This is a genomic window from Cupriavidus sp. BIC8F (assembly GCF_032465815.1).
Lineage (GTDB): Bacteria > Pseudomonadota > Gammaproteobacteria > Burkholderiales > Burkholderiaceae > Cupriavidus > Cupriavidus necator.
In genome coordinates this window covers 201,463-227,254 of record NZ_CP136095.1, presented here as the reverse complement: position 1 = coordinate 227,254, position 25,792 = coordinate 201,463, and the positions used below count along the sequence as shown (strand labels likewise).

Here is a 25,792-nt window from a genome sequence, read left to right as displayed (position 1 = left end):
CGCAGTCAGCCACCCCAGCCTGAACACACTGTTGCGCAATCGGGCCCAATCGGGGCGACTTGCCCGGCATTGCCCGCGCCTGGGTGCCGCCGGCGACTTGTGCCAACGCCTTGCGCGGCAGGGTCTATATTTGGCTGAGGGTTGCCTGCGCCGCTTGCCTTGCGGCCAGCGCGGCCCGAGTGCCGCCGACCTTCCGGAGCGTGCCATGTCGTTGCCACCATGCTTTGCCGATCGCCGCGAGGCTGGCCTGTATCTGGGCCGCCGCCTGGCCGAGCTGGGTTTCGGCGCCGCACAACTGGGCCAGCCCGCGCTGGTGCTGGCGCTGCCGCGCGGCGGAGTGCCGGTCGCGTTCGAGGTGGTGCGCGCGCTCGACGCGCAGCTGGATGTGCTGCTGGTGCGCAAGATCGGCGCTGCCGGCTATCCCGAGCTGGCGCTGGGCGCGGTGGTGGAGGGCGATGCCGGCGGCGGCGGCCCGCACACGGTGGTCAATGACGATCCCTGGGCGCGCCGCGCCGTGGAAAGCGGCAGCTTCGATGCCGAGCGCGGCCGCCAGCTCGACGAGATCGCGCGGCGCCAGCAGCGCTATCGCGGCGGTGCGCCGGTGCCGGCGCGCGCCGGGCGCACAGTGATCGTGGTCGATGACGGCGTGGCCACCGGCGCCACCATGCGCGCCGCGCTTGAAAGCGTGCGCATGGCCGGCGCGGCACGTGTGGTGGCAGCCACGCCGGTGGGGTCGGGGGAGGGGCTGGCCAGCCTGTCGGCCGCGGCAGACGAGGTGATCTGCCTGAACACGCCACCCAGTTTCGGCGCGGTTGGCGCCTTCTATCTGGATTTCTCCCAGACCAGCGACGAAGAGGCGCTGGCCCTGCTGCGCGCGGCGGCGGCGCCGCCTGCGCGCTGAGGTTCGCTCAGCCCTGGTCCTTGCCCAGGCGCGCCTTCAGGTGCGGCACCAGCCCGCCGGCGGCCAGGATCGCGCGCAGGAAGTCGGGGATGGGCTCGCACGCGACCAGGCTGCCGTCGTCCAGGCGCAGTTGTGCCGACGCCAGGTCCAGCACCGCGTGCGCGCCGTCGGCCAGGCGGCTGGTGTCGGCGCAGACCAGCACCGGCAGGCCCAGGTTGATGGCATTGCGATAGAACAGCCCGCCGAAGGACTGCGCCACCACGGCGCCCACGCCCAGCTCGCGCAGCGCCTGCGGCGCCTGCTCGCGCGAAGAGCCGATGCCGAAGTTGGCACCCGCCACCAGCACGTCGCCGGCGCGCACGCTGCCGGGAAACTCCGGGCGCAGCGAGGCCAGGCAATGCCGGGCCAGCACCGGCAGTGGCGATTTCATCAATACGGCGGGGGCCATGGCATCGGTGTCGATGTTGTCGCCGAAGCGCCAGAGGCGGCCAGCGGGGGCGGGGGCGATAGCAGAGGTCATGCAAGAAGTCTGTCCCGCCAGGCGGGCACAAAGTCAGGCCCGCGGCGTTACTCCAGCAGGGTGCGGGGATCGGTAATGCGGCCGGTGACGGCGCTGGCGGCCACGGTCATCGGCGAGCCCAGCCACACGGCGCTGCCGGCGTCGCCCATGCGGCCTGGGAAGTTGCGCGCCGTCGACGCAATCGCGCGGCTGCCCGCCGGGAAGCGCGCCGCGCCATAGCCGGCGCAGGCACCACAGGCGTTGGGCAGCAGCGTGGCACCGGCATCGGTCAGGATGCCAAGCGTGCCCTCCTGCTCGGCCAGCAACTGGTCGCGGCGCGAGGCCGGCGCCACCTGCAGGGTCACGCCCGCGGCCACGCGGCGCCCGCGCAGCACGCGCGCGGCCATGCGCAGGTCTTCCAGCTTGGCGCCGGTGCAGGCACCCAGGTAGGCAATCTGCACGGGCTCGCCGGCGGCCTGGCCTACCGGCGCGCTGTTGGCCGGGGAGTGCGGCGCCGCCACCTGCGGCACCAGCGCCGCGGCGTCGAAGCGGTGGGTGGCCAGCACCGGCGCATCGGGGTCGGTGCGCCAGTGGGCCAGGTCGATCGCGGCCAGCGTCTGCGCTGGCACGCCGGCCTCGGCCAGCCAGCCGAGCGTGACCGCATCGGGCGCCACCAGCCCGGTCTGCGCGCCGAGCTCGGCGCTCATATTGGCCAGCGTCATGCGCTCCTGCATTGGCAGCGCGGCGACGGCACTGCCGGCGTACTCCAGCGCCTCATAGCGGCCGCCGCCCATGCCTAGCGTGGCGCACAGGAACAGCATCATGTCCTTGGCGCAGACGCCCGGCGCGAGCCGGCCGTCCCATTGCAGCCGGATGGTATGGGGCACGCGCAGCCAGATCTCGCCGGTGGCCAGCACGCCGGCCATCTCGGTCGCGCCCACGCCGAACATATAGGCGCCGAAGGCGCCGCCGGTGGGGCTGTGGCTGTCGCCGCCGACAATCAGGCGACCCGGCAGCACATGGCCGCGCTCGGGCAGCACCACATGGCAGATGCCTTCGGCGTCGATGAACTGGGCGCCGGACTGGCGCGTCCAGTCGCGCGTGAAGCGCAGGATCGACTCGGCCTGGGCATCGCCGCCCGGCACGAAATGGTCGGTCACCACCACGTAGCGCGACGGGTCCCAGACCCCGGTGCCAAGCTCTTCCAATAGCGGCGCCACGCGGCGCGGGCCGCTGGAGTCGTGCGACATCGCCAGGTCGACCCGGCAGATCACCACCGTGCCGATCTCCGCATGCGCCAGCCCGGCGGCGCGCGCCACCAGCTTCTGCGCCAGCGTGGCGGGGGTGTGGCTCATTCCGGCGACGCTCCCGAATATTTGACCACCGCGGCCCAGCGCTTGACGTCCTGCTTCACGAACGCGGCGAAGGCGTCGGGCGGCGTGCCCATCGGCTGCGCGCCGTCGTTCTCCAGGCGCTTGCGCACCGCGGGCGTTTCCAGCCCCTTGCGCGCGGCCTGGTACAGCGCCTGCGTGACGTCGTGCGGCATGCCGGCCGGACCGAACAGGCCGAACCATGCGCTCGACTCGAACCCCTTCACGGTGGCGCCGATCGGCGCCGCGCCCGGGAACTGCGGCAGCGGCGCGGGGCTGGTCACGCCCAGCACCTTGAGCTTGCCCGCGCGCACGTGCGGCAGCACGTTGATGGTGCTGGCGAACATCAGGTCGCACTGGCCCGCCAGCACGTCGGTGAGCGCGGGCGAGGTGCCCTTGTACGGAATGTTGACGATGTAGGTGCCGGTCATCATCTTGAACATGTCGCCGGCCATGTGCAGCGACGAGCCCACCGAGCCGATGGCAAAGTTCAGCTTGCCCGGTTCGGAACGCGCCAGGCGGATCAGCTCGGGCACATTGCTGGCCGCCAGCTTCGGCGTGGCCACCAGCACGCTCGGCACGGTGGCCACCAGCGTGATCGGGGTGAAGTCCTGCACCGGGTCGAACGGCAGCTTCTTGTACAGCGTGGCGTTGATGGTGTGGCTGGTGAAGCTCATCAGCAGCGTGCTGCCGTCCGGCGCGCTCTTGGCGACCAGGTCGGCGGCGATATTGCCGCCGGCGCCGGGGCGGTTCTCGACCACCACCGGCTGGCCCAGCTCCTGCGACATTTCCTGGGCGATGGTGCGCGCCAGCGTGTCGGTGGTGCCGCCGGCGGGCGCGCCCACCAGGATTCGGATCGGCTTGCCGCCGGCCACCTGGTGTTGCCCCTGGGCGGCGGCTGACAGCGGCAGGACCAGCGCGCACGCGGCCAGGCTGGCCATGGCCAGGCGCTGCACCGCGGCGCGGCGGGGGATCGAAGGCGAACGGGTCGGGCTGGACGGGACCAGGCGGAACACTGGCATGGCGACGGCTCCTCGCTTGATGTGATCAGAGATGCGCAGTATCGCCCGGAACGCTACGTGGCGCATCCCTGGCAGCGCCGCCCGCCGGAAGTCGGCGGCGGTTCGCGGGGTCAGTCGCGCAGGCCCGGGCGGGTTTCGCTTTCCACCCAGACGTTGGCGCTGTCCACGCCGGCCGGCGACAACTCCATCCGGTACTCATAGCGGTCCGGGCGGTACTGGCCGAGCAGCAGCTGCACCGGGCGCCCGGCCGCATCCTTGACCACGCGGCGCACCGCCAGCAGCGCGCCGCCTACCGGCACGTCCAGCAGCGGCGCCACCACCACGTCGGCCAGGCGCGCTGACAGCACCTGGCTGGCACGGCCCAGCTTCACGCCGCCGGCCTCCAGCAGGCGCAGCACCGGCCGCTCTTCCAGGGACTGGCGCGTGATCGGCCGGCCCAGGTCGGCGGGCAGGTAGACCGTGATATGCGACAGCGGCCGGTTGCGGTAGTGGCGCACGCGCACGATCTTCACCACCGGATCGCCCGGCTCGATCTGCAGCGATTCGGCCACGTCGGGCGTGGCATGGACTTCGTCGATCGAGATCACCTTCACCGACGTCTTCTGGCCCATGTCGATGATGTTGTCGAGCAGGCTGGTGCCGCGTTCCTCGCCGGCAGCCGCCGCCGGGCGCACCGGATGCGGATTGACGAAGGTGCCAAGCCCGCGATGGCGGCGCACCAGGCCCTCCTGCACCAGGCGGTCGAACACGCGCCGCATGGTCACGCGCGAGGCGTGGAACTGCTTGGCCAGGTCGATCTCGCCCGGCAAGGGGCCCTGGCCGAAGCGGCCTTCCACGATCTGCTGGCGCAATACCACGTAAATCTGGTGATACAGGGGAACGACGGCTTCACTCATGGTTTCCCTTGTGGAGAGATGACAAGTCTGTAATGCCTCTAATGTACTTTAAATCAGACATAGAGCCTAGCATGGATAGCCGCAGTGGCGCTTGCGGGACAACGCCGCCGGCGCAGTGTTGCAGCGATGCATCCCGTTTCAGCCAAGGTCCCTTGGCTGATTGCGCCAATGCGAGTGAAGTCGGTCCGGCGCCGCTGCATGCGTTGCAGGGAAGGACAACGCCGGTGCGGTGGAGCGGGTTTGCGCAGGGCGGCGAGAACATGACATCGGGGCGGCGCTGCTGCGAGGTGGGATGCCTCACGCGGGCGGCGGTGACGGCACCCTCGGTGTCGTGTTTCAGTCCCGATACGTACGGTGGCGCCTCGGGCAAATCCTGACTGCCGTAAGTGCTCAATAACCCGGGGCAAAGCGGCGTGGTGCTGGATGGTCTGTGGCTGGGTGATTGGGATAGGTATGGACACGAGGCTGTTGCCAGCTGCAGCGAGTTTTGCTTGTAAACGCGGGGTGGAGATGTTAACTTTCGCGGCGCCGTTACCACCACCGACGTTGCCGAATGACCATCTCCAAAAAATACACGCTGCCAGAGATCCCGCGAGAAGGAATGACGCCCAAGGAACTCGAGGTGCTGGCGTGGGTTGAGGAATTGGTCGAGATGGCCAATGGCCTGCAGCAGGAGAAGGAGCAACTGGAGCAGCAGCTTGCTGAGCTGAGAAGAGCTGCAAAGCGCGCGTAGAGCGACAGCGGCCGTGAAGAAAAAGCTTGTTGCACCGTACATTGCGGAGGCTGAGCGCACGCCGGCGGTGCTGAAGGTGCTGGCCTGGGGTGAAAGCCTCGTGGAGCTTGTCCATCGCCTAGTTGAGGAGAAGGGGCATGCGAACGACGAAGTCGCGGTGCTCAAGGGGGAGAAGAAGCGGCCGACGTTCAAGCCCAGCCGTATGCATGAGCAGGCTGGCAAAGCCAGCGACTCTGGTCCGCAGCATGGCAAGCCAGCCAGGCGACGCGGTTCGCCCTCCAGGAGCAAGACGGGGCAGTTGAAGATCGATCGCGAGCAAGTCATCCAGCCGAGCGAGCCGATCCCGCCAGGCTCGCGGTTCAAGGGCTACCGGGACTTCGTGGTACAGGACCTCGTGATCGGGACACACAATACGCGCTACCGGCTCGCACGGTGGCAGACGCCAGACGGTCAGGCACTGACCGGGCAGCTCCCCAAGGCCGTTGATGCCAGCCATTTTGGCGCGACCTTAGTCAGTTACGTGCTGTACCAGTACCACCATTGCCACATCACTCAGCCGCTGCTGTGCGAGCAACTGCGGGAATGGGGCATCGAGATTTCGTCCGGGCAGATGAATGCGCTGCTGCAGCAGGACAAGGAGCGATTCCATGACGAGAAAGACGGCCTGCTGTCGACGGGTCTGGCGCTCTCGGCATATGTGACGGTCGACGATACTGGCACGCGGCATCAGGGCCGCAACGGCTATGTCACCCACATCGGTAACGAGCACTTCGCCTGTTTCAAAAGCACGAACTCGAAGAGTCGGATCAATTTCCTCGAGCTGCTCGCAGCGGGACATGGCTACCCGATCAACGACGAGGCCATCGCCTACATGAAGAGGCGGGAACTGCCGCAGGCGTTCCTGGATGTGCTGCGTCAGCACGAGCGCGCGAGCTTTGCCGATCAGAGTGCGTGGCTATCTCACCTGGACAGCCTGGGCATGGACGTTGCCCGTCATCGGACCATCGCCACCGAAGGGGCGTTACTGGGTTGCCTGAAGCGGCGAGGCATCGCCCAGGATCTGGCCATCATCAGCGATGATGCGGGACAGTTCAATGTGCTGGTTCACGGGCTATGCTGGGTACACGCCGAGCGTCTCGTGCACAAGCTGCTGCCGCTCAATGACCTGCACCGCGAGGATATTGCCCGCGTGCGCGCAGACATCTGGTCGTTCTATGCGGATCTGAAGGAATACAAGCTGCATCCGACGAGCCAACGCAAATGCGAACTGCAAGAACGCTTTGACGCGGTCTTCATCCAGAAGACCCGCTACGCGACGCTTGACCGCTTGCTCAGGCGCATTCACAAGAACAAGTCCGAGTTGCTGCTGGTGCTGGAACGCCCCGAAGTGCCACTGCATACAAATGGCAGTGAACGGGACATTCGCGATCAAGTGAAAAAGCAGAAGATCAGTGGCGGCACACGCAGCGAACTCGGTCGTCAATGCCGTGACACCTTCTCGAGCCTGAAGAAGACCTGTCGGAAGCTGGGAATCTCCTTCTGGAATTACCTGACCGACCGCATCTCATACACCAATCACATTCCCCTGCTGCCGCACATCCTCGAGCAGCGCCTCGCTATCTCTGCATGAGCAGCAGGCTCATCTTTGCCCCGGGTTATTGAGCACTTACTGACTGCCTGCATAAGGCACTGAAAAATAAGGCGTTTTCCTACCACTCCGGACCCCCTCCAGGCGGGCTGGGAGTGGCCGTGTCACAGCGATGTGACATGTCGGCTGCCGTGCACAGCAGCGAGGGCGGTGGCGATCGCGCAAAGCAGCGGAAAGTTCCCGTCAGGGTGCCGGGCAGGCCTTGAAATACAAGGAGTTGGCGCCTCAGGTGGCGCAGCTGGCACCGATTATGCGCAGGGGGAGTCTGGTTTGGCAGGGTGCCGGACCTAAGGATCCTAGCAAAAATAACTTGAACAATTACGTCTTGCGACGAGATGTTCGAGGTTTGATGCGGTAGTTCCACTCGCCATGAAATTCGTCGCGCTCAATGGCCACGGCAGCGAGTTCGGCGTCGCTGACCTTGATACCTGCGTCGTACATGTTCTCGTCCAGTTCCGCACGCACTTTCAGCCCTTCAGCGGTACTCACGCTGCCGATGAGGTTCACTACCACCTGACGCGTCAACAGCGGTCGGCCGCGCCAGTTGTTCGTGATATGGCAGAACAGGCGATGCTCGATCTTGTTCCACTTGCTCGTACCCGGCGGAAAGTGGCACACCTGCACAGCGAAACCGAGTTCGTCGGCCAGTCGCTGCAACTGCACCCGCCACAGCCGCACACGATACCCGTTGCTGCCACCGCAGTCGGCGGTGACCAGCAGTCGCCTGGCTTTCGGATACAACGGACGGCCCATCTCCAGCCACCAGCGACGGATGCTTTGAACCGCGAACTCGGCGGTGTCGTGGTTGATGCCCACGCTGACCCAGCCCTCGTTGGCCGTCACATCATAGACGCCATACGGGGCAACCTTGCCCAGTTCATCGTCGATGAAATCGTGCACACGCGCCTGCTCGGGTTGGCCCTTGGGCTGCCATTCGCGGCCAGCGTTCTTGAAATCGCCGATCAGCTCCTTCTTTTTCGTGTCCACCGAGATGACCGGCTGACGCTGGCGCTGATACTGCGCCACCTTGTCGGCGATGTAGTGGAACTGCGCGTCGCGGTCGGGGTGCTGCGCGCCTTCGCGTGTCTTGCGCACCGATTGCAAGCTGTAGCCCGTCTGCGTCAGCAGATCGCAGATCGTGCGCTGACTCACGCGATGCCCCAGCCGGTTGAGCTCTTCGGCCAGACGGGTGGTGCTCTTGCACGTCCATCGTAGTGCTGACATCGGGTCACCCCGGCTGGTCGGCTCCACCAGTGCATCCAGGTGCTCCAACAACCTCGCATCGAGCTCAGTTAGCCTCTTGCGCCCGCCTCCCGGGGCACGAATGCGCTTGGCCGTCATGTCCCGCGTCGCTCCACCGGCCGCTTCGAGTTCGGCCAGTCCCGCATAGATCGTGGTGCGCGAGATGCCTATCGCTTTGGCCACCAGACTCACGCCCCCACGCCCCAGGCTGCGCGCTTCGGCGGCGGCCCATAGGCGCAACGTCGCCTCATCAAGGCGCGCCTGCAGGGCCCGAAACTTCGCTTCGACTGCCTCGCTGATATCCATGTGCGCATCGTATAGACGCGAGGACAACTGTTCAAGTTATTTTTGCTAGGGTCCTAACCTCCAGCCGTCGTTCGGCACGAGCGCCGGCCGGAGGCTGAGCCGCTGTACATCTTCCTGGGAGCTTCGTATGAATAAGACCTTACTGGCATCGGCGATTGCGCTGGCATTTGGCGCTGGCCAAGCCTTGGCGAACCCGACCAACAACGCCGACGATAGCGGGACCACCAATACCCAAAACGCGACCGCGACTTCCACGCAGAGCGGCAGTGGCGCCGCAGCCAACGAAAACTCGACTGCTGTGCAGGCCAATGACAGCAGCACGAATACCAGTACCCGGACCTCAACCCGGACCAGCACAAATACCAACTCCAAGAACCGCACGGATCAGGATATGAGCGGTTATGGCAATGCGGCCGCGGCCAATGGCAGCACGGCCACCGCCAATTTCTCCAACGCGTTCAACAGCAGCAAGGCGCTGGCGATCAGCAAGCTGGAGGGCTATGTATCCGGTAACACCATCGCAGCGATGGGCAACCGCGCCGGCAACTGGGGTAACGCCAATGGTGGCGTCGGCGGCAAGGGCGGCAACGGCTATGGCGGTGTCGGCAATGGCGGCCGCGGCGGCGATGGCGGCAACGGCGGTAACGGCGGTAGCGGCGGCAGCGCCACCAACGGCAGCGCCACCAACGGCAGCGCCACCAACTATGGCGCACGCGCGGGTAGCGGCGGCGACGGCGGCAAGGCGGTTGGCTGGGCTGGTGATGGCGGAAACGCCAAGTCGTATGGCGGCAGCGCGCTCAGCGCGGCGGCCACCCGGGGCGGCAGCGGCGGCGACGCTATTGGCGCGGGCGGACGCGCTCTGAGTGCTTCGCTTGGCGCTGGCGGTCGCGGCGGCAGCGCACTCGGTGCCAGCCTTGGCCTGGGCGGCGCTGCGGGCTCGGCAGGTGGGTCCAGCGGCAACGGTGGCGCCGGTAACGACACGATCGGCGCGGGCGGCGCAGCCGGTGCGGCGACTGCCGCCGGTTCTGCTGGCGCGGGCACGGGGACTGGCGGTGCGGGCGGCGCCGGAACGTCGTCGGCTAGCGCAACCGGCGGTGCCGGCTCCGGTACCGGCGGTGCGGGTGGCGCAGGCGGCACAGGGACCTCGACGGCTACGGGTGGCGCGTCCACCAGCACGGGCGGCGCTGGCGGCACGCAAGTGAGCGTTGGCGGTGCGGGCGGCGCAGGTGGTGCGGCCACGAACGGCAGCGCTTCGAGCTCGGCGAGCAACGGTAGCGCTACGGCCGGCTCCGGCGCGGCGGGTGCTGTCGGTGCTACCGGCGGCGCAGGCGGAGTTGGCAACGGCGGCACCGGCAACGGTGCAGTCGGCGGCGCTGGCGGCGCAGGCGGAACTGTCGCGGTTTCTGCCGGCTCGTTCAGCCTGTCCAACGTGATGACCAGCGTCGGCCAGACCGCCGCGGGCATCATGGTCGCCAACCAGAACCTCGGTGCAGCTTCGCTGGTTCAGCAGAGCGTCAACGTCCAGGCCAACCTGAGCGTCGGCCGCTAAGACGTGAACCGGGCCGGTCGGCCAGCCATATCCAGCCTCTGGCGGATGGGCGGGCTGGCCGGTGCCAGTGCAAGTCTTCAAGCCGACGGGGGGCATCCCGGCGAGCGATTCGCGCAGGGTTGCCTGCCTGGCAAAACCTGTAAGTTCCGCCGCGGCTGGCTGGATGGGGCTGGGCGCGGCGGGCATGGAGGAGACGCATCATGCAACCGATTCACACTGCTGTCACGGCGCTGACGGCAGCATTTCTGGCCTGGCCGTTCATGCAGGCTCAGGCAGGACCGCTGGCGGGCGATGCCGCCGTGGCAGCGCCTGTCGCTGCGGTGGCCCCGGCGGCGAGCAATCCTTTTGGCACGGCCGCGGTAGCTGTCGCGAGCGACAAGCTTGATGACGTCCGCGGTGGTGCGGAAGTGGTGGTCAACGACATGCGGCTGCATGGCACGGTGGCGGACAACGCCGCGGTCCATACGCTGTCCGGCACCAACATGATCACGGAGGGCGCCTTCGCGAATGCTGCGGGCATCCCGACGGCCATCCAGAACTCGGGCAACAACGTGTTGATCCAGAACGCCACCATCGTCAACGTCCAGTTCAAGTGATGAAGATGCTTCAAAGACTGCTGCGGGCGCTGCCCTTTGTCCTGGCCCTGGGTGGTACCTCGCCGGCACTGGCTGACCGGATCAGCATCTACGGGCCTGTCGGCGAGTACTACAACGTGCCGGTGACCAGCCTGCGCGAAGCACGCTTCAAGACAACGATCCGTCAGCAATACGATTTCAGCTGCGGCTCGGCCGCGGTGGCAACCCTGCTGACCTACCAGTACGGGCAACCGGTCAGCGAGGAACTGGTCTTTGCCAACATGTTCGTCAATGGCGACCAGGCCAAGATCCGGCAGGAGGGATTCTCCCTGCTGGATATGAAGCGCTATCTGGCGTCGCAGGGGTTCCTGGCCGACGGGTATGAACTGCCTCTGTCGAAGCTCGAGGAAACAAAGATACCCGCGATCGTGCTGGTCGCCGAGAACGGCTACCACCATTTCGTGGTGGTGAAAGGGGTCCGCGGCGATCGCGTGCTGATCGGCGATCCGGCGCGCGGCACGCGCTCCATCTCGCGCGAACACTTCGAGAGCATCTGGGAAAGCCAGTTGCTGTTCGTGATCCATAACCGGACCGAGCAGGCCCGGTTCAACCTGGCGGCCGACTGGCGCGTAGCGCCATCGGGCCCTTACTGGATGGGAGTCAACCGGGACAGCCTGTTCTTCACCGTCATGCCAAAGCATGGCGCCAGCGATTTCTGAGGAACACATCATGTTCGAGACATCCGCCCCGAATACCACCGCCTGCCGCAGCAGGGGAGCCGGTACGGCGACTGCAGCGGTCCTGTTCGGCGCCGGCATGGCATGTGCCACCGCCGCGCAGGCGAGCGAGCAGCCGCTGCCGGACGCCCTTGACGCGGCCGCGGTTCCTGCACAGACTGTATTGGACACGCAAGAGAACAAGCAAGACCAAACACTGGCTGCCGCTACCCATGGCAGCATGGCCGGCTGGAAGCCGGTCTCGGAAGACAAGCTGGATGAAATGCGCGGCGGCTTCGACGCCGGCGGACTGCAGGTTTCGTTCGGAATCGAACGCGCGGTGTACGTCAATGGCGCCCTGGTGGTGGCCACCAGCATTAACATACCGGACATTGCGCGCATCACCAGCGACCAGGCCGCGAAGCTGGCTTCTGCGCTTGGACCGGCCATTGTAAGCAATACGTATGCTGACGTGAACAGCGCGATGGCGGGCAACCCGGCCACGGCGGGCGTTCAGCTAGGCAGCAATGGCAGCAGCAGCGCAGGTGCCGCGGGAACGGCCACGGCGGTGGCATCGAACGGAGCATCGGCAAGCAGCGCCGGTGCGGCCGGCCTGCCGTCAACCGCGGTGACAACGCCAACCGGCCAGGTCGTTACCAACGGGCTGCTGGCGGTAATCCAGAACGGCGCGGGCAATTCCGCGGCGGTGGCCAATGGAACGTCGCCGATGACCGTAATCCAGAACACCCTGAACAACCAGAGTATCCGGAGCCTGATGACAATCGACACGAGTGTGAATACGCTCCAGGCATTCCGGTCACAGGTCGCCAACGCAACGCTGAACAACGTGCTGCTGCGAGCCGCCAGCATGAGGTAGGAGTAGCCGTAACCGTAGCTTTGATGCGCAGGAGGTAGCGCGCGCCTGCAAGGTCCAGTCTGCCGTCCCGGGGGAGGAAGACGTCATGAAGAAGCGGTCGATGCAGGGCATCCGCAGCGCCGGGTGCTCGACGTTGCTGTTGCTTGGAGGCCTGGCGCACGCCCAGACCACACTCGACGCGGGGCCACCCGCCGCCGGGCTGGAATCCTTGCAGAACCAGCTGGCCGAGCAGGCCAGCCAACTCGACGCCATGAAGCGCGCGCTCGCCGAGCAGGAAGTGTTGATCCGTGAGCTGCGCAGCGTGATCGGGCCGGAGGTGCTGTCCCGCAAGCGCGGCGGCGCCGGGCCCGGCGTCACGCCGATGGATAACGCCACCAACGCCGCGGCCGCCGCGGCCGGCGCCAGCGCGACGCAGGGCGTGCCCAACGCGGTCACGTCGCCGCAGGCGACCCAGGGTGACCAGCCCCCGCAGATGGTGGTGCAGCCGGGGCAGCCGCAGCAGGGCGAGTCGACGTACCAGCAGGTGGTCGCGGACGAGCCCGTGGGCAAGCCGCCCGAGCGCGATACGCGCCCGCCCGAAATCGCGCCGATCACGGAACAGCCGGGCGTGCTGACGGCGCAGGGCAAGCTCGTGATCGAACCCGGCTTCCAGTACGGCTATTCGTCGAACAACCGCGTGGCGCTGGTCGGCTATTCGATCATCCCGGCCCTCCTCATCGGCCTGATTGACGTGCGTGAGGTCAAGACCTCGACCTACATCCCATCGGTTGCGTTCCGCTACGGCATCACCAAGCGGCTGGAGATCGAAGCCAAGGTACCCTATGTGCATAGCTCCGGTTCCACCGTCAGCCGCGAAGTGTTCACCGGTACCGCAGTCGACCGCGTGTTCAATGCCAGCGGCAGCGGCATTGGCGATGTCGAGGCGACGGTGCGCTACCAGCTCAACTATGGCAGCGAGAAGCTCCCCTACTTCATCGGCTGGCTGCGCTACAAGTCGAATACCGGCAAGGACCCGTTTGAAGTCGTCACCGATTGCGTGACGCGCTGCGTGGGCAATGCCACTGGCACCGGCCTGCCGCTGGGGCTGCCAACCGGCACCGGCTTCCAGGCGATCCAGCCCGGCGTCACCTGGCTGCTGCCGACTGACCCGGCCGTGTTCTTCGGCACCTTCAGCTATCTGCACAACTTCGCGCGCGACAACGTGAGCCGCACCGTGCTGAGCGGCGAGAAGGAACCGCTGGGCAAGATCGCGCCGGGGGACATCTTCGAGTTCAGTTTCGGCATGGGCCTGGCGCTGAACGAGCGCGCCTCGTTCAGTATTGGCTATGACCAGAGCATCATCTGGCCGACCAAGCAGAACGGCCAGACCGTGCCGGGTTCGGTGCGCGTGACGCAAGGCACCCTGCTGGTGGGCTACTCGTACCGCTTCAGCAACCGCTACACGCTGAACCTGTCGGTGGGCGCGGGGCTGACGCGCGATACGCCCGACCTGCAGGTGAATGTGCGCCTGCCGATCACTTTCTGACGCGCTTTCCTGCGCCGCGTTTCTGCGCATTTCCGCGCGACGTGACGCGTGCCCCGCATGTGCGGGGCTACGCGTGCGCATCACATCCGCGGCCAGGGTGCGCAGGTACGGAAACGCGCCTTGCGCTGGCCCCTTGAACAGCGTACAAAGAAATAACCCCGCGCCGCCAGCGGTACTTTCTCACCAGGTTCAAACTCACCGGTGGTGCGGCCTGAAAAAGGAGAGAGACATGCGCAAACGCATCTTCTGGTTGTTGCCCGACCTGGCGAGTGCCCGACGCACCATGGACGACCTGCTGCTTGCCCGCCTCGAGAACCGCCGCATCCACTTCGTGGCGCGCGACGGCTCCGACATGACGGGCCTGCATGAAGCCAACCTGTTCCAGACCTCCGACATCGTGCATGCCGCCGAGATGGGCCTGATGGTGGGCGGCGGCGTGGGCGTCGTGGCCGGCGTGGTGGTGGCGATGTTCCCGATCGTCAGCGACACCCCACAGTGGGGCCTCGTTGGCGTGCTGGCGGTGCTGGGCGCGGTGTTTGGCGCATGGGCCTCAAGCATGATCGGCAGCTCGGCACCGAACAGCCGCCTGCGTGCGTTCGAGAAGGACATCGAGGCCGGCAAGATCCTGCTGATGGTTGACGTTCCGCGCAGCCGTGTCGAGGAAATCGAAACCCTGCTCGCGAACGCGCATCCGGAAGCCAGCTTTGCCGGGTTGGACCCGGCTGTACCGGCTTTCCCCTGAGCCATCGGCTTATCGCCGCTGGTTGTTGTTCAGCGCTGTCGCATCTCTTTCCGCGCGCCCTTGCGGCGCGCCCTGACGCGCATCCTTTCGCGCGCCCCGGCTCACACCGGAACTGCCTGCGCGGTTCCGGTGTGATGCTGCTGCAACACTCCGATCTTTCCCGGTTTGCCCCCATGAGACGCATGCGGTAACTTGCATGACGGCACACGGCCGTGCATGCCGTGCCGCAATAAAACGATGAAGTCAGCCGGACAGGCTCAGGGGGTCGAGACAATGAAAGCGAAATGGATCGCGTGCGGCATGCTGGCCGCCACGCTGGCATGGGCCGCGCAGACGGCCCTGGCGGAACCGGGCGTGACCCGCAACACCATCCGCATCGGCCAGTCGGCCGGCGTCACCGGTCCGGTGGCCGGTTCGGTCAAGGAGCAGATCGCCGGTGCGCAGGTGTACCTGCGCACCATCAACGCCAGCGGCGGCGTGGCCGGGCGGCGCATCGAGCTGGTGACCCACGATGACGGCTTCGATGCCAAGCGCACGCCCGACAATGTGCGCAAGCTGATCGACGAGGACAAGGTGTTCGCGCTCTTCATGGTGCGCGGCACGCCGCAGAACGAAAGCATCCTGCCCATCATCGCCGCGCAGAAGGTGCCGCTGGTGGCGCCGCTGACCGGCGCCATCACGCTGCACCGGCCGGTGAACCGCTACGTGTTCAACGTGCGCGCCAAGTACCAGGACGAGGTGGCGCGCGCGATCAACCACCTGGCCACATCGGGCATGAGCCGCATCGGCATCTTCTACGCCAACGACGGCTTTGGCCGGGACGTGCTCGAAGGCTACAGCACCGCATTGCAGGCGCGCGGCGTGCAGCCGGCGGCAACGGCAAGCTTTGCCCGGCCCATGGGCGACATCACCCAGAGCGTGGCCGCCATGAACAAGGCCAACCCGCAGGCGGTATTGGTGATCGGCTCGGGCTCCGAGGCGGCGCGCATCATCCGCGAGCTGCGCCGCGCCGGCAGCGAGGCACAGTTCGTCACGCTGTCCAACAATGCGGCCGATTCCTTTATCCGTGAACTGGGCGACGATGCGCGCGGGCTGATCATCACGCAGGTGGTGCCGGGCACCAACTCCAGCCAGATGACGCTGGCCAGCGAATACCGCAGCCTGGCCAAGCAGCAGGGCGTGGAGCCGTCCAACGCCGGCATGGAGGGCTTCATGTCGGCCAAGGTGCTGGTTGAAGGGCTGCGCCGCGCCGGCCCCGACCTGACGCGCGAGCGCCTGGTCACGGCGCTGGAAGGCATGCGCGACTACGACCTTGGCGGCATCCTGATCAGCTACAGCGCCGTGCGCCATACCGGCTCGTCGTTCGTGGAAATGTCGATCGTCTCGTCCACCGGCAAGCTGATCCGCTAAATCCCGCGGGCAGGGGGGCTGCGGTATAGTCCCCCGCATGGCTACTCCTACCCCCTCCCCCGATTCCCGTACCCCGTTCTCGCTGCACGGCCGCGTGGCGCTGGTGACCGGCGGCGCGCAGGGCCTGGGCCTGGCGATTGCCGCCGGGCTGGCCGATGCCGGTGCCCATGTGCTGGTGGTGGCGCGCAATGCGCAGCGCGTGCAAGCGGCCGTCGCCGCGTTGGCCGCGCGCGGCGGCAGCGCCGAGGGGCTGGTGCTCGATATCACCGATGAAGCCGCCGTGGCGGCCGCGTTCGACCGCATCGACGCCGCCCATGGCCGGCTCGACATCCTTGTCAACAACGCCGGCGCGCGCAACCGCAGCACCATGGCGCAGCTCGATGCCGGCGACCTGCGCGCCATGCTCGAGACCAACCTGGTGGCGCCCTACGCGCTGTGCCGGCTCGCCGCGCAGCGCATGCGCCGCGGCGACTACGGGCGCATCGTCAATGTGAGCTCGATCGCCGGCCAGGTCGCGCGCGCCGGCGACGTGCTCTACCCCGCCACCAAGGGCGGCCTGGATGCGCTGACGCGCGCCATGGCGGCCGACCTGGGGCGGCACGGCGTCACCGTCAACGCGGTTGCCCCGGGCTACTTCGCCACCGAGCCCAACCAGGTCATGGTCGAGGACGAGGGTGTGGCCGAGTGGCTGCGCCAGCGCACCTCGCTGGGCCGCTGGGGCCAGCCAGAGGAAGTGGCGGGCGCGGTGGTATTCCTGGCGTCGCCGGCCGCCTCCTATGTCACCGGGCAGGTGCTGGCCGTCGACGGCGGCTATCTCGGGCACTTCTGAGGCGCCGCCGGCAGCAAAGCGTACCCAATTCTGCGTGCCGTTCTAGCCGGGATTTCAGCGCCGCGCGGGCGGCTTGCCGCCGCGGTAGAACGCCTGCAGGCAGTCGATCATCGCGGCTGCCGCGGCCGAGTCGCCGCGGTCCTTGAGCCGCACCAGGCAAATATCGCGCACCAGCGACGGCAGCTGCAGCGGCCGGATCGCCAGCCCCTCGCGCCGGAACTGAAACAGCGCCAGCGACGGCACCGCGCTCACGCCCAGCCCCGCCTGCACCAGCGCCGCCACCGTCGCCAGGTGCTCCACCTCCATCACGCTGGTCAGGCGCAACGGATGCAGCGCGGCGTCCAGGTGCTGGCGCACGCTGGTCGTGCGCGACAGCTGGATAAACGGCAGGCCCGCCAGCATCTCCGGCGTGATGCGGCGCTTGCGCGCCAGCGCATGGTCCGCCGGGCACACCAGGTGGAAGGTGTCGCGCACCAGCGGCTCCACGCGCAGGTCGTCGTCCTGGGCCGGCGCCGGGGCCAGCGCAAAGTCGGCACGGCCCTGGCGGACCAGTTCGATGCAGCCGTCGGCGAGCTGGTCGAACAGCTCCAGCGCGATGCCCGGATAAAGCGCGCGGAACTGCGCCAGCAGCGGCGGCAAGTCGCCGGCGGCCAGCGACGGCAGCGCCGCGATCGACACGCGCCCCTTGCGCCGCTCGGCGTGCGCGCGCAGGTCCTCGAACGCGGTTTCGAAATCGGCCAGCAGCCGGCGCGCGGTCTGCTCGAAGCGCACGCCGTCGCTGCTCAGCTCCACGTGCCGCGTGGTGCGTTCGAACAGCCGGCTGCCGGCCTGTTCCTCCAGCGTCTGCACCAGCGCGCTGAAGGCAGATTGCGACAGGTGGCAGGCGCGCGCCGCGCGCGTGAAGTTGCGGTAGGTGGCCAGCGCCACGAAGGCGCGCAGGTGCTTGACCGAGAGGTTCATGGGGCCTGGCGGATTTATCCAGCAAGTCGATAGATTAATCCAAATAATCCGTTTTTTGGCTGGACGTACCCGCCCTAGAATGGGATCGACCCCACCAACAACCTGCCCCCGACCATGACTGCTCCCTTGCTGATCGGCTCCGGCGCCGGCTTCTCCGGCGACCGCACCGATGCCGCGCTGCCGGTGGTGCGCACGCTGATTGCCTCCGGCCAGCCGGCCGCGCTGATCTTCGAGACCCTGGCCGAGCGCACGCTGGCGCTGGCGCAGCTGGCGCGGCGCAACGATCCTGCGCAGGGCTACGAGCCGCTGCTCGATGCGCTGCTGGTGCCGGTGCTGGGCCTGTGCCTGCAACACCGCATTCCCATTGTCGGCAATTTCGGCGCCGCCAACCCGCGCGCCGCGGCGCGGCGCGTGCTGCAGCTGGCGCAGGAACTGGGCCTGCCCGCTCCGCGCGTTGCAGTCGTTGAGGGCGATGACCTGTCCGACGATGCGGGGCGCGCGCGCTTGCACGGCATTCTTGACGATGCCTTTGATGCCGATCGCTTCGTCTGCGCCAACGCCTATATCGGCGCGCAAGGCATCGCCGAGGCGATCGCTGCCGGTGCCCAGGTGGTGGTGTGCGGGCGGGTGGCCGATCCGGCGCTGGCCGTGGGGCCGGCGATGGCGCACTTTGGCTGGTCGTGGGACGACTGGGACCGCCTGGCCGCCGCCACCATGGCCGGCCACCTGCTGGAATGCGGGGCGCAGGTCACCGGCGGCTACTTTGCCGATCCCGGCATGAAGGATGTGCCCGACGTGCATGCGCTGGGCTTCCCGATCGCGCAGCTCGATGCCGACGGAGGCATCGAGATCTTCAAGGCCGCCAATACCGGCGGCTGCGTGGACCTGCGCACGGTCAAGGAACAGCTGCTGTATGAGGTCCACGATCCGGCCGCCTACCTGACGCCCGACGTGGTGGCCGACATCGGCGCCGTCACCGTGGCGCAGCTGGGTCCGGACCGGGTGGCGGTGCGCAATGTGCGCGGCCATCCCCGCCCGGCTCAGCTCAAGGCCAATGTGTTCAGCCAAGGCGGCTGGCTGGCCGAGGGCGAGATCTCATACGCCGGCCCCAATGCCGCCGCCCGCGCACGGCTGGCCGCCGACATCCTGCGCCGGCGCATGCAGCTGCTGGGCCATGACGCGCCCATCCGCTTCGACCTGATCGGCGTGCTCAGCGTGCTGGCCGACGATGGCGGCGCCATGTTCGCCCAGCGCCAGCCGCATGAGCAAGCGGCGCAGGACGTGCGCCTGCGCGCCGCGCTGGCGCATGACGACCTGGCGGTGGCGCAGGCCCTGCAGCGCGAGGTCAATGCGCTCTATACCTGCGGCCCGGCCGGCGGCGGCGGCGTGCGCACCGCGCAGCGCGCGCGCCTGAATGCCGTATCGTGCCTGGTGCCGCGCGAGGCCGTGACGGCCACGCATAGCTTCATCGCCTGAGGAGGTCCGACCATGACTGACACTGCTGCGCTCTACCAGTTCGCCCACGGCCGCACCGGCGACAAGGGCAACCGTTCCAACATCAGCGTGATCGCCTACGACGCGCGCGACTACGACCACCTGGTCGCGCACGTGACCGAAGACGCCGTGCGCGCCCTGTTCCGCGAGCGCCGGCCCACGTCCGTCACGCGCTACCTGGTGCCATCGCTGCAGGCGATGAACTTCGTCCTCGACGGCGTGCTCGATGGGGGCGTCAACGACGCGCTCAACCTCGACACGCACGGCAAGGCGCTGTCGTTCCGCCTGCTGCAGCTTGAGATCCCTGTGCCGCCGCGGCTCGCGTCCGGCACCGCGGATAGCCACTGATCCATCGCTTCACACCGAAAACAACTTCTACAGGAGACCACGATGTACCCATTTCTCAAGCCACTGGCCGTTGCCGCGCTGGCGCTGATCCTGCCCGCGGGGCAGGCCTGGGCCGAGTTCCCGGACAAGCCGATCCGCTTCGTGGTGCCGTTCGCGGCCGGCAGCGCCACCGACCAGCTGGCGCGCGCCATCGGCCAGGCCATCACCGTGGACAGCAAGGCCACCGTGGTGGTCGACAACAAGCCGGGCGCCAACGGCTTCATCGCCGCGTCGGACGTGGCCAAGGCCGCGCCGGACGGCTACACCGTGCTGATCAGCACCAACACCACGCATGCGGCCAACGAGCACCTGTTCAAGAAGCTGCCCTACGACCCGGTCAAGGACTACGCGCCGATCACCGCGCTGGGCCGCGGCGGCCAGATCATGGTGGTCAACCCGCAGGTGCCGGCCAAGACCGTGGGCGAGTTCATCGCGCTGGCAAAACAGCAGCCGGGCAAGCTCAGCTTCGGCAGCGGCAGTTCGTCGTCGCGCATTGCCGGCGAGCTGTTCCAGCAGATGGCGCATGTGGAGTTGCTGCACGTGCCGTACAAGAGCAACCCGCTGGCCATCACCGACCTGCTCGGCAACCAGATCCAGATGATGATCACGGACACGGCCACCGGGCTGCCGCAGGTCAAGAGCGGCAAGCTGCGCGCGCTGGGGGTGTCGGGCAAGACGCGCTCGCCGCTGGCGCCGGACGTGCCCACCATCGACGAAGCCGGCGTCAAGGGCTACGAGATGAGCTACTGGTTCGCGGCCTATGCGCCCGCCGGCACGCCGCAGCCGGTGGTGGCGAAGCTCAATGCGATGATGGTCAAGGCCGCGCGCGGCGATACCGCGGCCGGCTTCTACAAGTCGACCGGCACGGAGGTGTTCACCAGCACGCCTGCGGAACTGGCGAAGTTCCAGTTGCAGGAGTCTGGCAAGTGGGGGCGCATCATCAAGGCGGCGAATATCCAGCCGGAGTGAACGCGGGGCAGCGCAAGCTCCCATGCATGGAAAACGGGGCCAAACGGCCCCGTTTTTTACGCAGAAGTAGGTACGCTTTGGTGCTTCCGGCCTTGATGGACAAGGGCCGGCTAAGATATGTCCTGGCCGCGCGCCTGCGGCTCCGGTCTTCTCCTCGACAACACCAACCAGAACAGGAACAGGATATGAAGCAGCAGTCCGTGGTGTGCCATGCAACCTTACGTCCGGGCCGTCGCCCGGTGCTGCGCCAGGCCGTATTGCGTGCCGCCATCGCCGTCACCATGGGGACCGTCGTGCTTCCCGCCATCGCCACCGCGCAGACCACCACGCCGCCGGCGCAGCAGAAGACCCAGGTGCCGGGCTACTACCGCATGATGGTCGGCCAGCTCGAGGTCACGGCGCTCGATGACGGCTATATCGACCTGGACCCGAAGATCCTCAAGTACACCAGCGCGCGCGAGGTGCAGAGCCTGCTGGCGCGGATGTTCGTCGAATCGACGCCGGGCATGCAGACCGCGGTCAACGCCTACCTGATCCATACCGGCAGCCACCTGGTGCTGGTCGATACGGGCGCGGCAGCCTGCTTCGGGCCCACCCTCGGGCGCATCGGCGAAAACCTGCGCGCGGCGGGCTACGCGCCGGAACAGATCGATACCGTGCTGCTGACCCACCTGCACGGCGACCACGCCTGCGGCCTGGCCACCAACGGCAAGGCGGCGTTCCCGAACGCAATCGTCTATGTCGACAAGGCAGATGCCGACTACTGGCTCAGCGAAGCCAATGCCGCCGCCGCGCCGAAGGAGGCGCAGGGCCTGTTCGCCATGGCGCGCGCCGCGGTCGCGCCGTACCAGGCGGCGCAGCGCTTCCGACCCTTCAACGGCGGCGCCGGTGTCGAGCCCGTTCCCGGTGTGCGCGCGGTGCCGGCCAATGGCCACACTCCGGGCCACAGTGGCTACCTGTTCACCTCGGGCAAGGACAGCCTGCTGCTGTGGGGCGACATCGTGCACAGCCATGCGGTGCAGTTCCGCCGCCCGCAGGTGGCGATCGAGTTTGACGTGGACAGCCAACAGGCGGTGATCACGCGCCAGCGCATCCTGGCCGATGCCGCCAAGGGCCGGCTGTGGGTGGGGGGCGCGCATATGCCCTTCCCGGGCCTTGGCCATGTGCGTCGCGATGTGGCCGGGTATGTGTGGGTGCCGGCCGAATTCGGGCCGATCCGCAACGACCGCTAGCCGACCACGCCGGGCTGTCGCTTTTTCGCCTAGAGTCATCCCAGCGGCCCGTATGACATACGGGACGGATGGTCGTGTCCACTGCGGAGGATTTGCGATGAACGCCAGGGCATCCCGCTTCGATCCTGCCCGCCGCCGCTGGCTTGGCGCCGGCGCCGCGGCCCTGGTGCTGGCCGCGCCCGTGCCGCGCGCCGTGCGCGCCTAGCCTGGCCCGGCGGCCGGCCGCAAGGCCGGCGCGCAGCGCATCGGCGTGATCGGCTCGGGCCACATCGGCGGCACCGTGGGCGGGCTGTGGGTCAAGGCCGGACACCCGGTCCTGTTCTCGTCGCGGCACCCGGAGACACTCAAGCCGCTGGTCGAAGAATTGGGTACGCTGGCGCGCGCCGGCACCGTGGCCGAGGCCATTGCGTTCTCCGACGTGCTGTTCCTGGCCACGCCCTATGGCGCGCTGCCGCAGCTCAGCCGCGACCATGCCGATGCCTGGCGGGGCAAGATCGTGCTCGACGCCACCAACGCCTATGAGCACCGCGATGGCCCGATCACCGAGGAGGCCAGGCGTAACGGCATCGGCATCACCACCGCGCGCTACCTGCGCGGCGCGCGCGTGGTGCGGGCCTTCAACTTCATGGGGGCGTCGCAGTTTGCCAGCGAGCATCACCGGGCGGGCGGCCTGGTGGCGGTGCCCATCGCCGGCGACGACAAGGCCGCGCTCGACGTGGCCGCGCAGCTGGTGCGCGATGCGGGATTCGAACCGGTGGTGGTGGGGCCGCTGGCGAGCGCGGATCGCTTCGCACCGGGCGGGCCGCTGTTCCGGCAGGTGGGTACGGCCGAGGAGTTCCGGCGCAAGATGGGCGCACGCTGACGCTGCGCCTGGGGTGCTGGCGGATCAGGGCCGGCGCCGCTCCATTGCCACCATCGACGGCGTAAAGCCGAGCTGGCCGAAGAATGCGGCTTCGGAGGAACGCGCCGCGCGCAGCATCCAGGTGATGTCGGGGTCGTTGCCCACGATGTGCCGCACCAGGGCGCGGCCGATGCCGCGCCGGCGGTGGCTGGGCGCGACGGCAACCATCGACAGGAAGCCGTCGCAGACGTCGTCGCACAGCGCGCGGGCAAAGCCGACGATCTCGCCGTGCTCCACCGCCACGACCACCCGTTGGGAGTTGGCCACCAGCCGTGCGAATTTCTCCGGGCCGCCCACCCGGTGGGCCCAGCCGTTGGCGATCAGTAGTTGTCTGGCTGCCTCGATGTCGTCGGGCAACAGGTTACGGATTTCCATCGGCGGCTCTCCCAGTAAAGCGTGTACGGCCCCTCGCCGCCCCTGCCACTAGGGGCGCCGCGAGTCGAGAACGGCACGGGAACCCGTGCCGCGCAATTGGCGGAGTGTAGCGAGCGGGCGCGGGCGCGTCAATTTGGCTTCCGGCGGGGTCGGGTGCTGCTCACGCCGGCGCGCCGGCGCGGTATCATGGCCTCCATGAACGCCCCCGTCTTTTCCTCCGCACATCCGGCCGACCAGCTTGCCGAGTTCACCGACGCGGATGCGGCGATCGCGCGCATCCGCGACATCTACGAAGCTTCGGTCGGCGCCGTGCGCGCGCGCTTCGATGCCTTCGCCAGCGGCAAGCCGCTGCCCTCGGCCGCGCATGCGTGCTATCCGTACCTGGGCATCTCGGTCAACATCGAGACCATGGTCACCGACAGCCGGCCGTCATGGGGCACGGTAGCCTACCCGGGCGTGTATGGCACCACCGTTACCCGCCCCGACCTGCTGGCGGACTACTACCGCGACCAGATCGAGCGGCTGATGCGCTATCACCGCGTGCCGGTGGTGGTGGGACTGAGCCGGCGCCCGATCCCGCTGCCGTTCGTGATCGAGGCTTCGACCACCGACATCAGCTACACCCAGGCGCGCGAGCTGGAGGCATCGTTCGTGCTGCCCGAGCTGAGCCGCATCGACGACGGCATCGCCAACGGCACCTATGAGCCGATCCCGGGCGAGGCCTGGCCGCTCTCGTTGTTCCCGGCCGAGCGCGTGGACCTGGCCCTGCAGCGGCTGTACCACTACACCGGCACGGCACCGCAGCATTTCCAGCGCTTCGTGCTGTTCACCAACTACCAGCGCTATGTCGACGAGTTTGTCGAGCTGGGCCGGGGCCTGATGGCCAGCAGCGACGGCGGCGGCTACACCCGCTTTGTCGAGCCCGGCGACGTGATGCAGGAACTGGGCGGCGCGGAACCCGACGACGCCTCGCGCCCGCGCGCGCTGCCGCAGATGCCGGCCTACCACCTGGTGCGCGAAGACAAGCTGGGGGTGACGCTGGTCAATATCGGCGTGGGGCCGTCCAACGCCAAGACCATGACCGACCACCTGGCCGTGCTGCGCCCGCATTGCTGGCTGATGGTGGGCCACTGCGGCGGCCTGCGCCGCTCGCAGCAGCTGGGCGACTACGTGCTGGCGCACGCCTATGTGCGCGACGACCACGTGCTCGACCACGACCTGCCGCCGTGGGTGCCGGTGCCGCCGATCGCCGAGATCCAGGTGGCCCTGCAGGAGGCCGTGGCGCGCGTGACCGGGCTGTCCGGCAACGAGATGAAGACCCGCATGCGTACCGGCACGGTGGTCTCGACCGATGACCGCAACTGGGAACTGAAGTCCAAGTCGCTGTATGCGCGCTTCAACCAGTCGCGCGCGATTGCCATCGATATGGAAAGCGCGGCGGTGGCGGCCAACGGCTTCCGGCTGCGGGTGCCCTATGGCACGTTGCTATGCGTGTCGGACAAGCCGCTGCATGGCGAGCTCAAGCTGCGCGGCATGGCCAACGCCTTCTATCGCCAGCGCGTCAGCCAGCATATGACCATCGGGCTGGAGGCGATCCGCATCCTGCGTGAGAACGGGGTGGAGCAGCTGCATTCGCGCAAGCTGCGCAGCTTTGATGAGCCGGCGTTCCGGTAGGTCCGCACCCTCGCTCATCCGGAAAAGCAAAAGGCCGGCGCCTGATTGGCGCCGGCCTTTTGCATGGCACTGCAGGATCAGAAGCGATACCCCACCCCCATGCTGAACAGCCACGGATCCAGGTTCACCTTCGATACCTTCACATCCCCCGCCTTCACATCGCTCGACAGCCAGATCTTCTTGATGTCGGCGTTCAGGAACCAGTTCTTGGTCAGCTTGTAGTCCATGCCGATCTGCAGCGCCGGGCCTACGCTCCAGCTATCGAGCTGCAGCGCGTTGTTGGCAATGTTCTCGCCCCAGATGCGGGTGAAGTTCAGGCCCGCGCCGATATACGGGCGGAAGGTGCCGTTGGGGATGAAGTGGTACTGCACCAGCAGCGTCGGCGGCAGATGCTTGAAGGTGCCGACCTTGTTGCCGTCCAGGTAGACGTTCTGCTTCTGCGGCACGGTCAGCACCAGTTCGGCGGCGATGTTCGGCGTGAAGAAGTAGGTGACGTCGAACTCGGGAATCCACTTGTTGTTGACCGTAATGCGGTCCGACGGGCCGACGCCGCCGACGGGGTCGGAGCTCTTGGCCATGTCGAGATAGGTGCCGCGCAGGCGCACCATCCAGTTGCCCTGGGCATCGTCCGCGGCGGCGGCAGGGGTGGCGAAGGCGCCCAGCATGGCGCAGGCGGCGATGGCGGAACAGGTGACCCGGGTGCGAAGAGAGAGTGTTTTCATGAGGTTCTGCTTGGTCTGGTATCAAATCCGGATCCAGTTTGGCCGAGCAGGCCGGGCTGGGCCTTGACCCAAAACAAGTAGCAGGGAACGGGGCTGGCCGCGTCGCGCAGGCGCTACAGCGAGGAAGGCGCCGCGGTGCCAGCTGCACCGACGCTTCTAAACACATGCGGAATTATTCGTGGCGCGGTGCGATGCTGCCCCTTACGCTGTGCGAAGGATCCGAGCACGCCTGCAGCGT

The 25,792-nt window shown here is 67.6% G+C and carries 25 protein-coding genes; 17 read left to right on the top strand and 8 right to left on the bottom strand.

Features of this window, described 5'->3' with window-relative positions:
* Positions 1–205 precede the first annotated feature (205 nt).
* Positions 206–901: a phosphoribosyltransferase gene (locus tag RS901_RS21240; protein WP_114135969.1), complete on the top strand. Its 696-nt coding sequence runs from the start codon at positions 206–208 to the stop codon at positions 899–901.
* Between the two features lie 7 nt (positions 902–908).
* Here RS901_RS21240 and RS901_RS21235 read toward each other — a convergent pair whose 3' ends face one another.
* The 4 genes from RS901_RS21235 to RS901_RS21220 form a co-directional block, all read right to left on the bottom strand.
* Positions 909–1,421, bottom strand: coding sequence for a 3-isopropylmalate dehydratase (locus RS901_RS21235; RefSeq protein WP_316155486.1), 513 nt, complete (start codon positions 1,419–1,421; stop codon positions 909–911).
* Positions 1,422–1,468: 47 nt separating this feature from the next.
* Positions 1,469–2,755: a 3-isopropylmalate dehydratase large subunit gene (locus RS901_RS21230; protein ID WP_316155484.1), complete on the bottom strand. Its 1,287-nt coding sequence runs from the start codon at positions 2,753–2,755 to the stop codon at positions 1,469–1,471.
* Positions 2,752–3,792 carry a tripartite tricarboxylate transporter substrate binding protein gene (locus tag RS901_RS21225; RefSeq protein ID WP_316155482.1) on the bottom strand — a complete coding sequence of 347 codons (1,041 nt, stop codon included), beginning with the start codon at positions 3,790–3,792 and terminating at the stop codon, positions 2,752–2,754. Before RS901_RS21225 ends, RS901_RS21230 begins: the two co-directional genes overlap by 4 nt.
* A gap of 110 nt (positions 3,793–3,902) precedes the next feature.
* Positions 3,903–4,688 (bottom strand): GntR family transcriptional regulator, encoded by a 786-nt coding sequence (locus RS901_RS21220; RefSeq protein WP_035819248.1) that lies wholly within the window; start codon positions 4,686–4,688, stop codon positions 3,903–3,905.
* Positions 4,689–5,241: 553 nt separating this feature from the next.
* On the opposite strand from RS901_RS21220, the gene RS901_RS21215 reads away from it, so the two are divergent.
* Complete coding sequence (locus RS901_RS21215; RefSeq protein ID WP_316149314.1) at positions 5,242–5,421, top strand: hypothetical protein; 180 nt, start codon at positions 5,242–5,244, stop codon at positions 5,419–5,421.
* A 13-nt stretch (positions 5,422–5,434) separates the two neighbouring features.
* Complete coding sequence (locus RS901_RS21210) at positions 5,435–7,051, top strand: IS66 family transposase (RefSeq protein WP_316149312.1); 1,617 nt, start codon at positions 5,435–5,437, stop codon at positions 7,049–7,051.
* A 336-nt stretch (positions 7,052–7,387) separates the two neighbouring features.
* Here RS901_RS21210 and RS901_RS21205 read toward each other — a convergent pair whose 3' ends face one another.
* Positions 7,388–8,617 carry an ISAzo13 family transposase gene (locus RS901_RS21205; protein ID WP_316149395.1) on the bottom strand — a complete coding sequence of 410 codons (1,230 nt, stop codon included), beginning with the start codon at positions 8,615–8,617 and terminating at the stop codon, positions 7,388–7,390.
* Between the two features lie 127 nt (positions 8,618–8,744).
* Here RS901_RS21205 and RS901_RS21200 point away from each other — a divergent pair, with 127 nt between their 5' ends.
* The 8 genes from RS901_RS21200 to RS901_RS21165 all read left to right on the top strand — a co-directional run bounded on the left by RS901_RS21200 (position 8,745) and on the right by RS901_RS21165 (position 16,840).
* Positions 8,745–10,166, top strand: coding sequence for a hypothetical protein (locus tag RS901_RS21200; RefSeq protein WP_316155478.1), 1,422 nt, complete (start codon positions 8,745–8,747; stop codon positions 10,164–10,166).
* Positions 10,167–10,366: 200 nt separating this feature from the next.
* Positions 10,367–10,762, top strand: a complete 396-nt coding sequence (locus tag RS901_RS21195) for a hypothetical protein (RefSeq protein ID WP_114135964.1) — start codon at positions 10,367–10,369, stop codon at positions 10,760–10,762.
* Complete coding sequence (locus RS901_RS21190; RefSeq protein ID WP_316155476.1) at positions 10,762–11,460, top strand: C39 family peptidase; 699 nt, start codon at positions 10,762–10,764, stop codon at positions 11,458–11,460. The genes RS901_RS21195 and RS901_RS21190 overlap by 1 nt, the downstream gene beginning before the upstream one ends.
* A 10-nt stretch (positions 11,461–11,470) precedes the next feature.
* Positions 11,471–12,334, top strand: a complete 864-nt coding sequence (locus RS901_RS21185; protein WP_316155474.1) for a flagellin — start codon at positions 11,471–11,473, stop codon at positions 12,332–12,334.
* A gap of 85 nt (positions 12,335–12,419) precedes the next feature.
* Positions 12,420–13,859: an acetate kinase gene (locus RS901_RS21180; RefSeq protein ID WP_316155472.1), complete on the top strand. Its 1,440-nt coding sequence runs from the start codon at positions 12,420–12,422 to the stop codon at positions 13,857–13,859.
* Between the two features lie 229 nt (positions 13,860–14,088).
* Positions 14,089–14,601, top strand: a complete 513-nt coding sequence (locus RS901_RS21175; RefSeq protein ID WP_316155470.1) for a DUF1269 domain-containing protein — start codon at positions 14,089–14,091, stop codon at positions 14,599–14,601.
* 273 nt (positions 14,602–14,874) lie between these two features.
* Entirely contained in the window at positions 14,875–16,011 is a 1,137-nt protein-coding gene (locus RS901_RS21170; RefSeq protein WP_316155468.1) for an ABC transporter substrate-binding protein, read from the top strand.
* Positions 16,012–16,048: 37 nt separating this feature from the next.
* A complete protein-coding gene (locus RS901_RS21165; protein WP_316155465.1) occupies positions 16,049–16,840 on the top strand; it encodes an SDR family oxidoreductase in 792 nt (263 codons plus the stop codon).
* A 54-nt stretch (positions 16,841–16,894) separates the two neighbouring features.
* Here the strand turns inward: RS901_RS21165 and RS901_RS21160 are convergent, their stop codons facing one another.
* A complete protein-coding gene (locus RS901_RS21160; RefSeq protein ID WP_114135959.1) occupies positions 16,895–17,800 on the bottom strand; it encodes a LysR family transcriptional regulator in 906 nt (301 codons plus the stop codon).
* A 114-nt stretch (positions 17,801–17,914) separates the two neighbouring features.
* Here RS901_RS21160 and RS901_RS21155 point away from each other — a divergent pair, with 114 nt between their 5' ends.
* From RS901_RS21155 to RS901_RS21135, 5 genes are all read left to right on the top strand, one after another.
* Positions 17,915–19,276 (top strand): acyclic terpene utilization AtuA family protein, encoded by a 1,362-nt coding sequence (locus tag RS901_RS21155; RefSeq protein ID WP_316155462.1) that lies wholly within the window; start codon positions 17,915–17,917, stop codon positions 19,274–19,276.
* A gap of 12 nt (positions 19,277–19,288) precedes the next feature.
* Positions 19,289–19,642 (top strand): AtuA-related protein, encoded by a 354-nt coding sequence (locus RS901_RS21150; protein WP_316155460.1) that lies wholly within the window; start codon positions 19,289–19,291, stop codon positions 19,640–19,642.
* Between the two features lie 42 nt (positions 19,643–19,684).
* On the top strand, positions 19,685–20,650 hold the full coding sequence (locus RS901_RS21145) for a Bug family tripartite tricarboxylate transporter substrate binding protein (protein WP_114135956.1): 966 nt from the start codon (positions 19,685–19,687) through the stop codon (positions 20,648–20,650).
* A 185-nt stretch (positions 20,651–20,835) separates the two neighbouring features.
* A complete protein-coding gene (locus RS901_RS21140; protein ID WP_316155456.1) occupies positions 20,836–21,882 on the top strand; it encodes an MBL fold metallo-hydrolase in 1,047 nt (348 codons plus the stop codon).
* Positions 21,883–22,126: 244 nt separating this feature from the next.
* Positions 22,127–22,744 carry an NADPH-dependent F420 reductase gene (locus tag RS901_RS21135; protein ID WP_316157264.1) on the top strand — a complete coding sequence of 206 codons (618 nt, stop codon included), beginning with the start codon at positions 22,127–22,129 and terminating at the stop codon, positions 22,742–22,744.
* 24 nt (positions 22,745–22,768) lie between these two features.
* Here the strand turns inward: RS901_RS21135 and RS901_RS21130 are convergent, their stop codons facing one another.
* Positions 22,769–23,158, bottom strand: a complete 390-nt coding sequence (locus tag RS901_RS21130; protein WP_010814084.1) for a GNAT family N-acetyltransferase — start codon at positions 23,156–23,158, stop codon at positions 22,769–22,771.
* 186 nt (positions 23,159–23,344) lie between these two features.
* Here RS901_RS21130 and RS901_RS21125 point away from each other — a divergent pair, with 186 nt between their 5' ends.
* Entirely contained in the window at positions 23,345–24,832 is a 1,488-nt protein-coding gene (locus RS901_RS21125; protein ID WP_011616336.1) for an AMP nucleosidase, read from the top strand.
* Between the two features lie 77 nt (positions 24,833–24,909).
* Here RS901_RS21125 and RS901_RS21120 read toward each other — a convergent pair whose 3' ends face one another.
* Positions 24,910–25,554: an OmpW/AlkL family protein gene (locus RS901_RS21120; RefSeq protein ID WP_153954331.1), complete on the bottom strand. Its 645-nt coding sequence runs from the start codon at positions 25,552–25,554 to the stop codon at positions 24,910–24,912.
* Between the last annotated feature and the right edge of the window lie 238 nt (positions 25,555–25,792).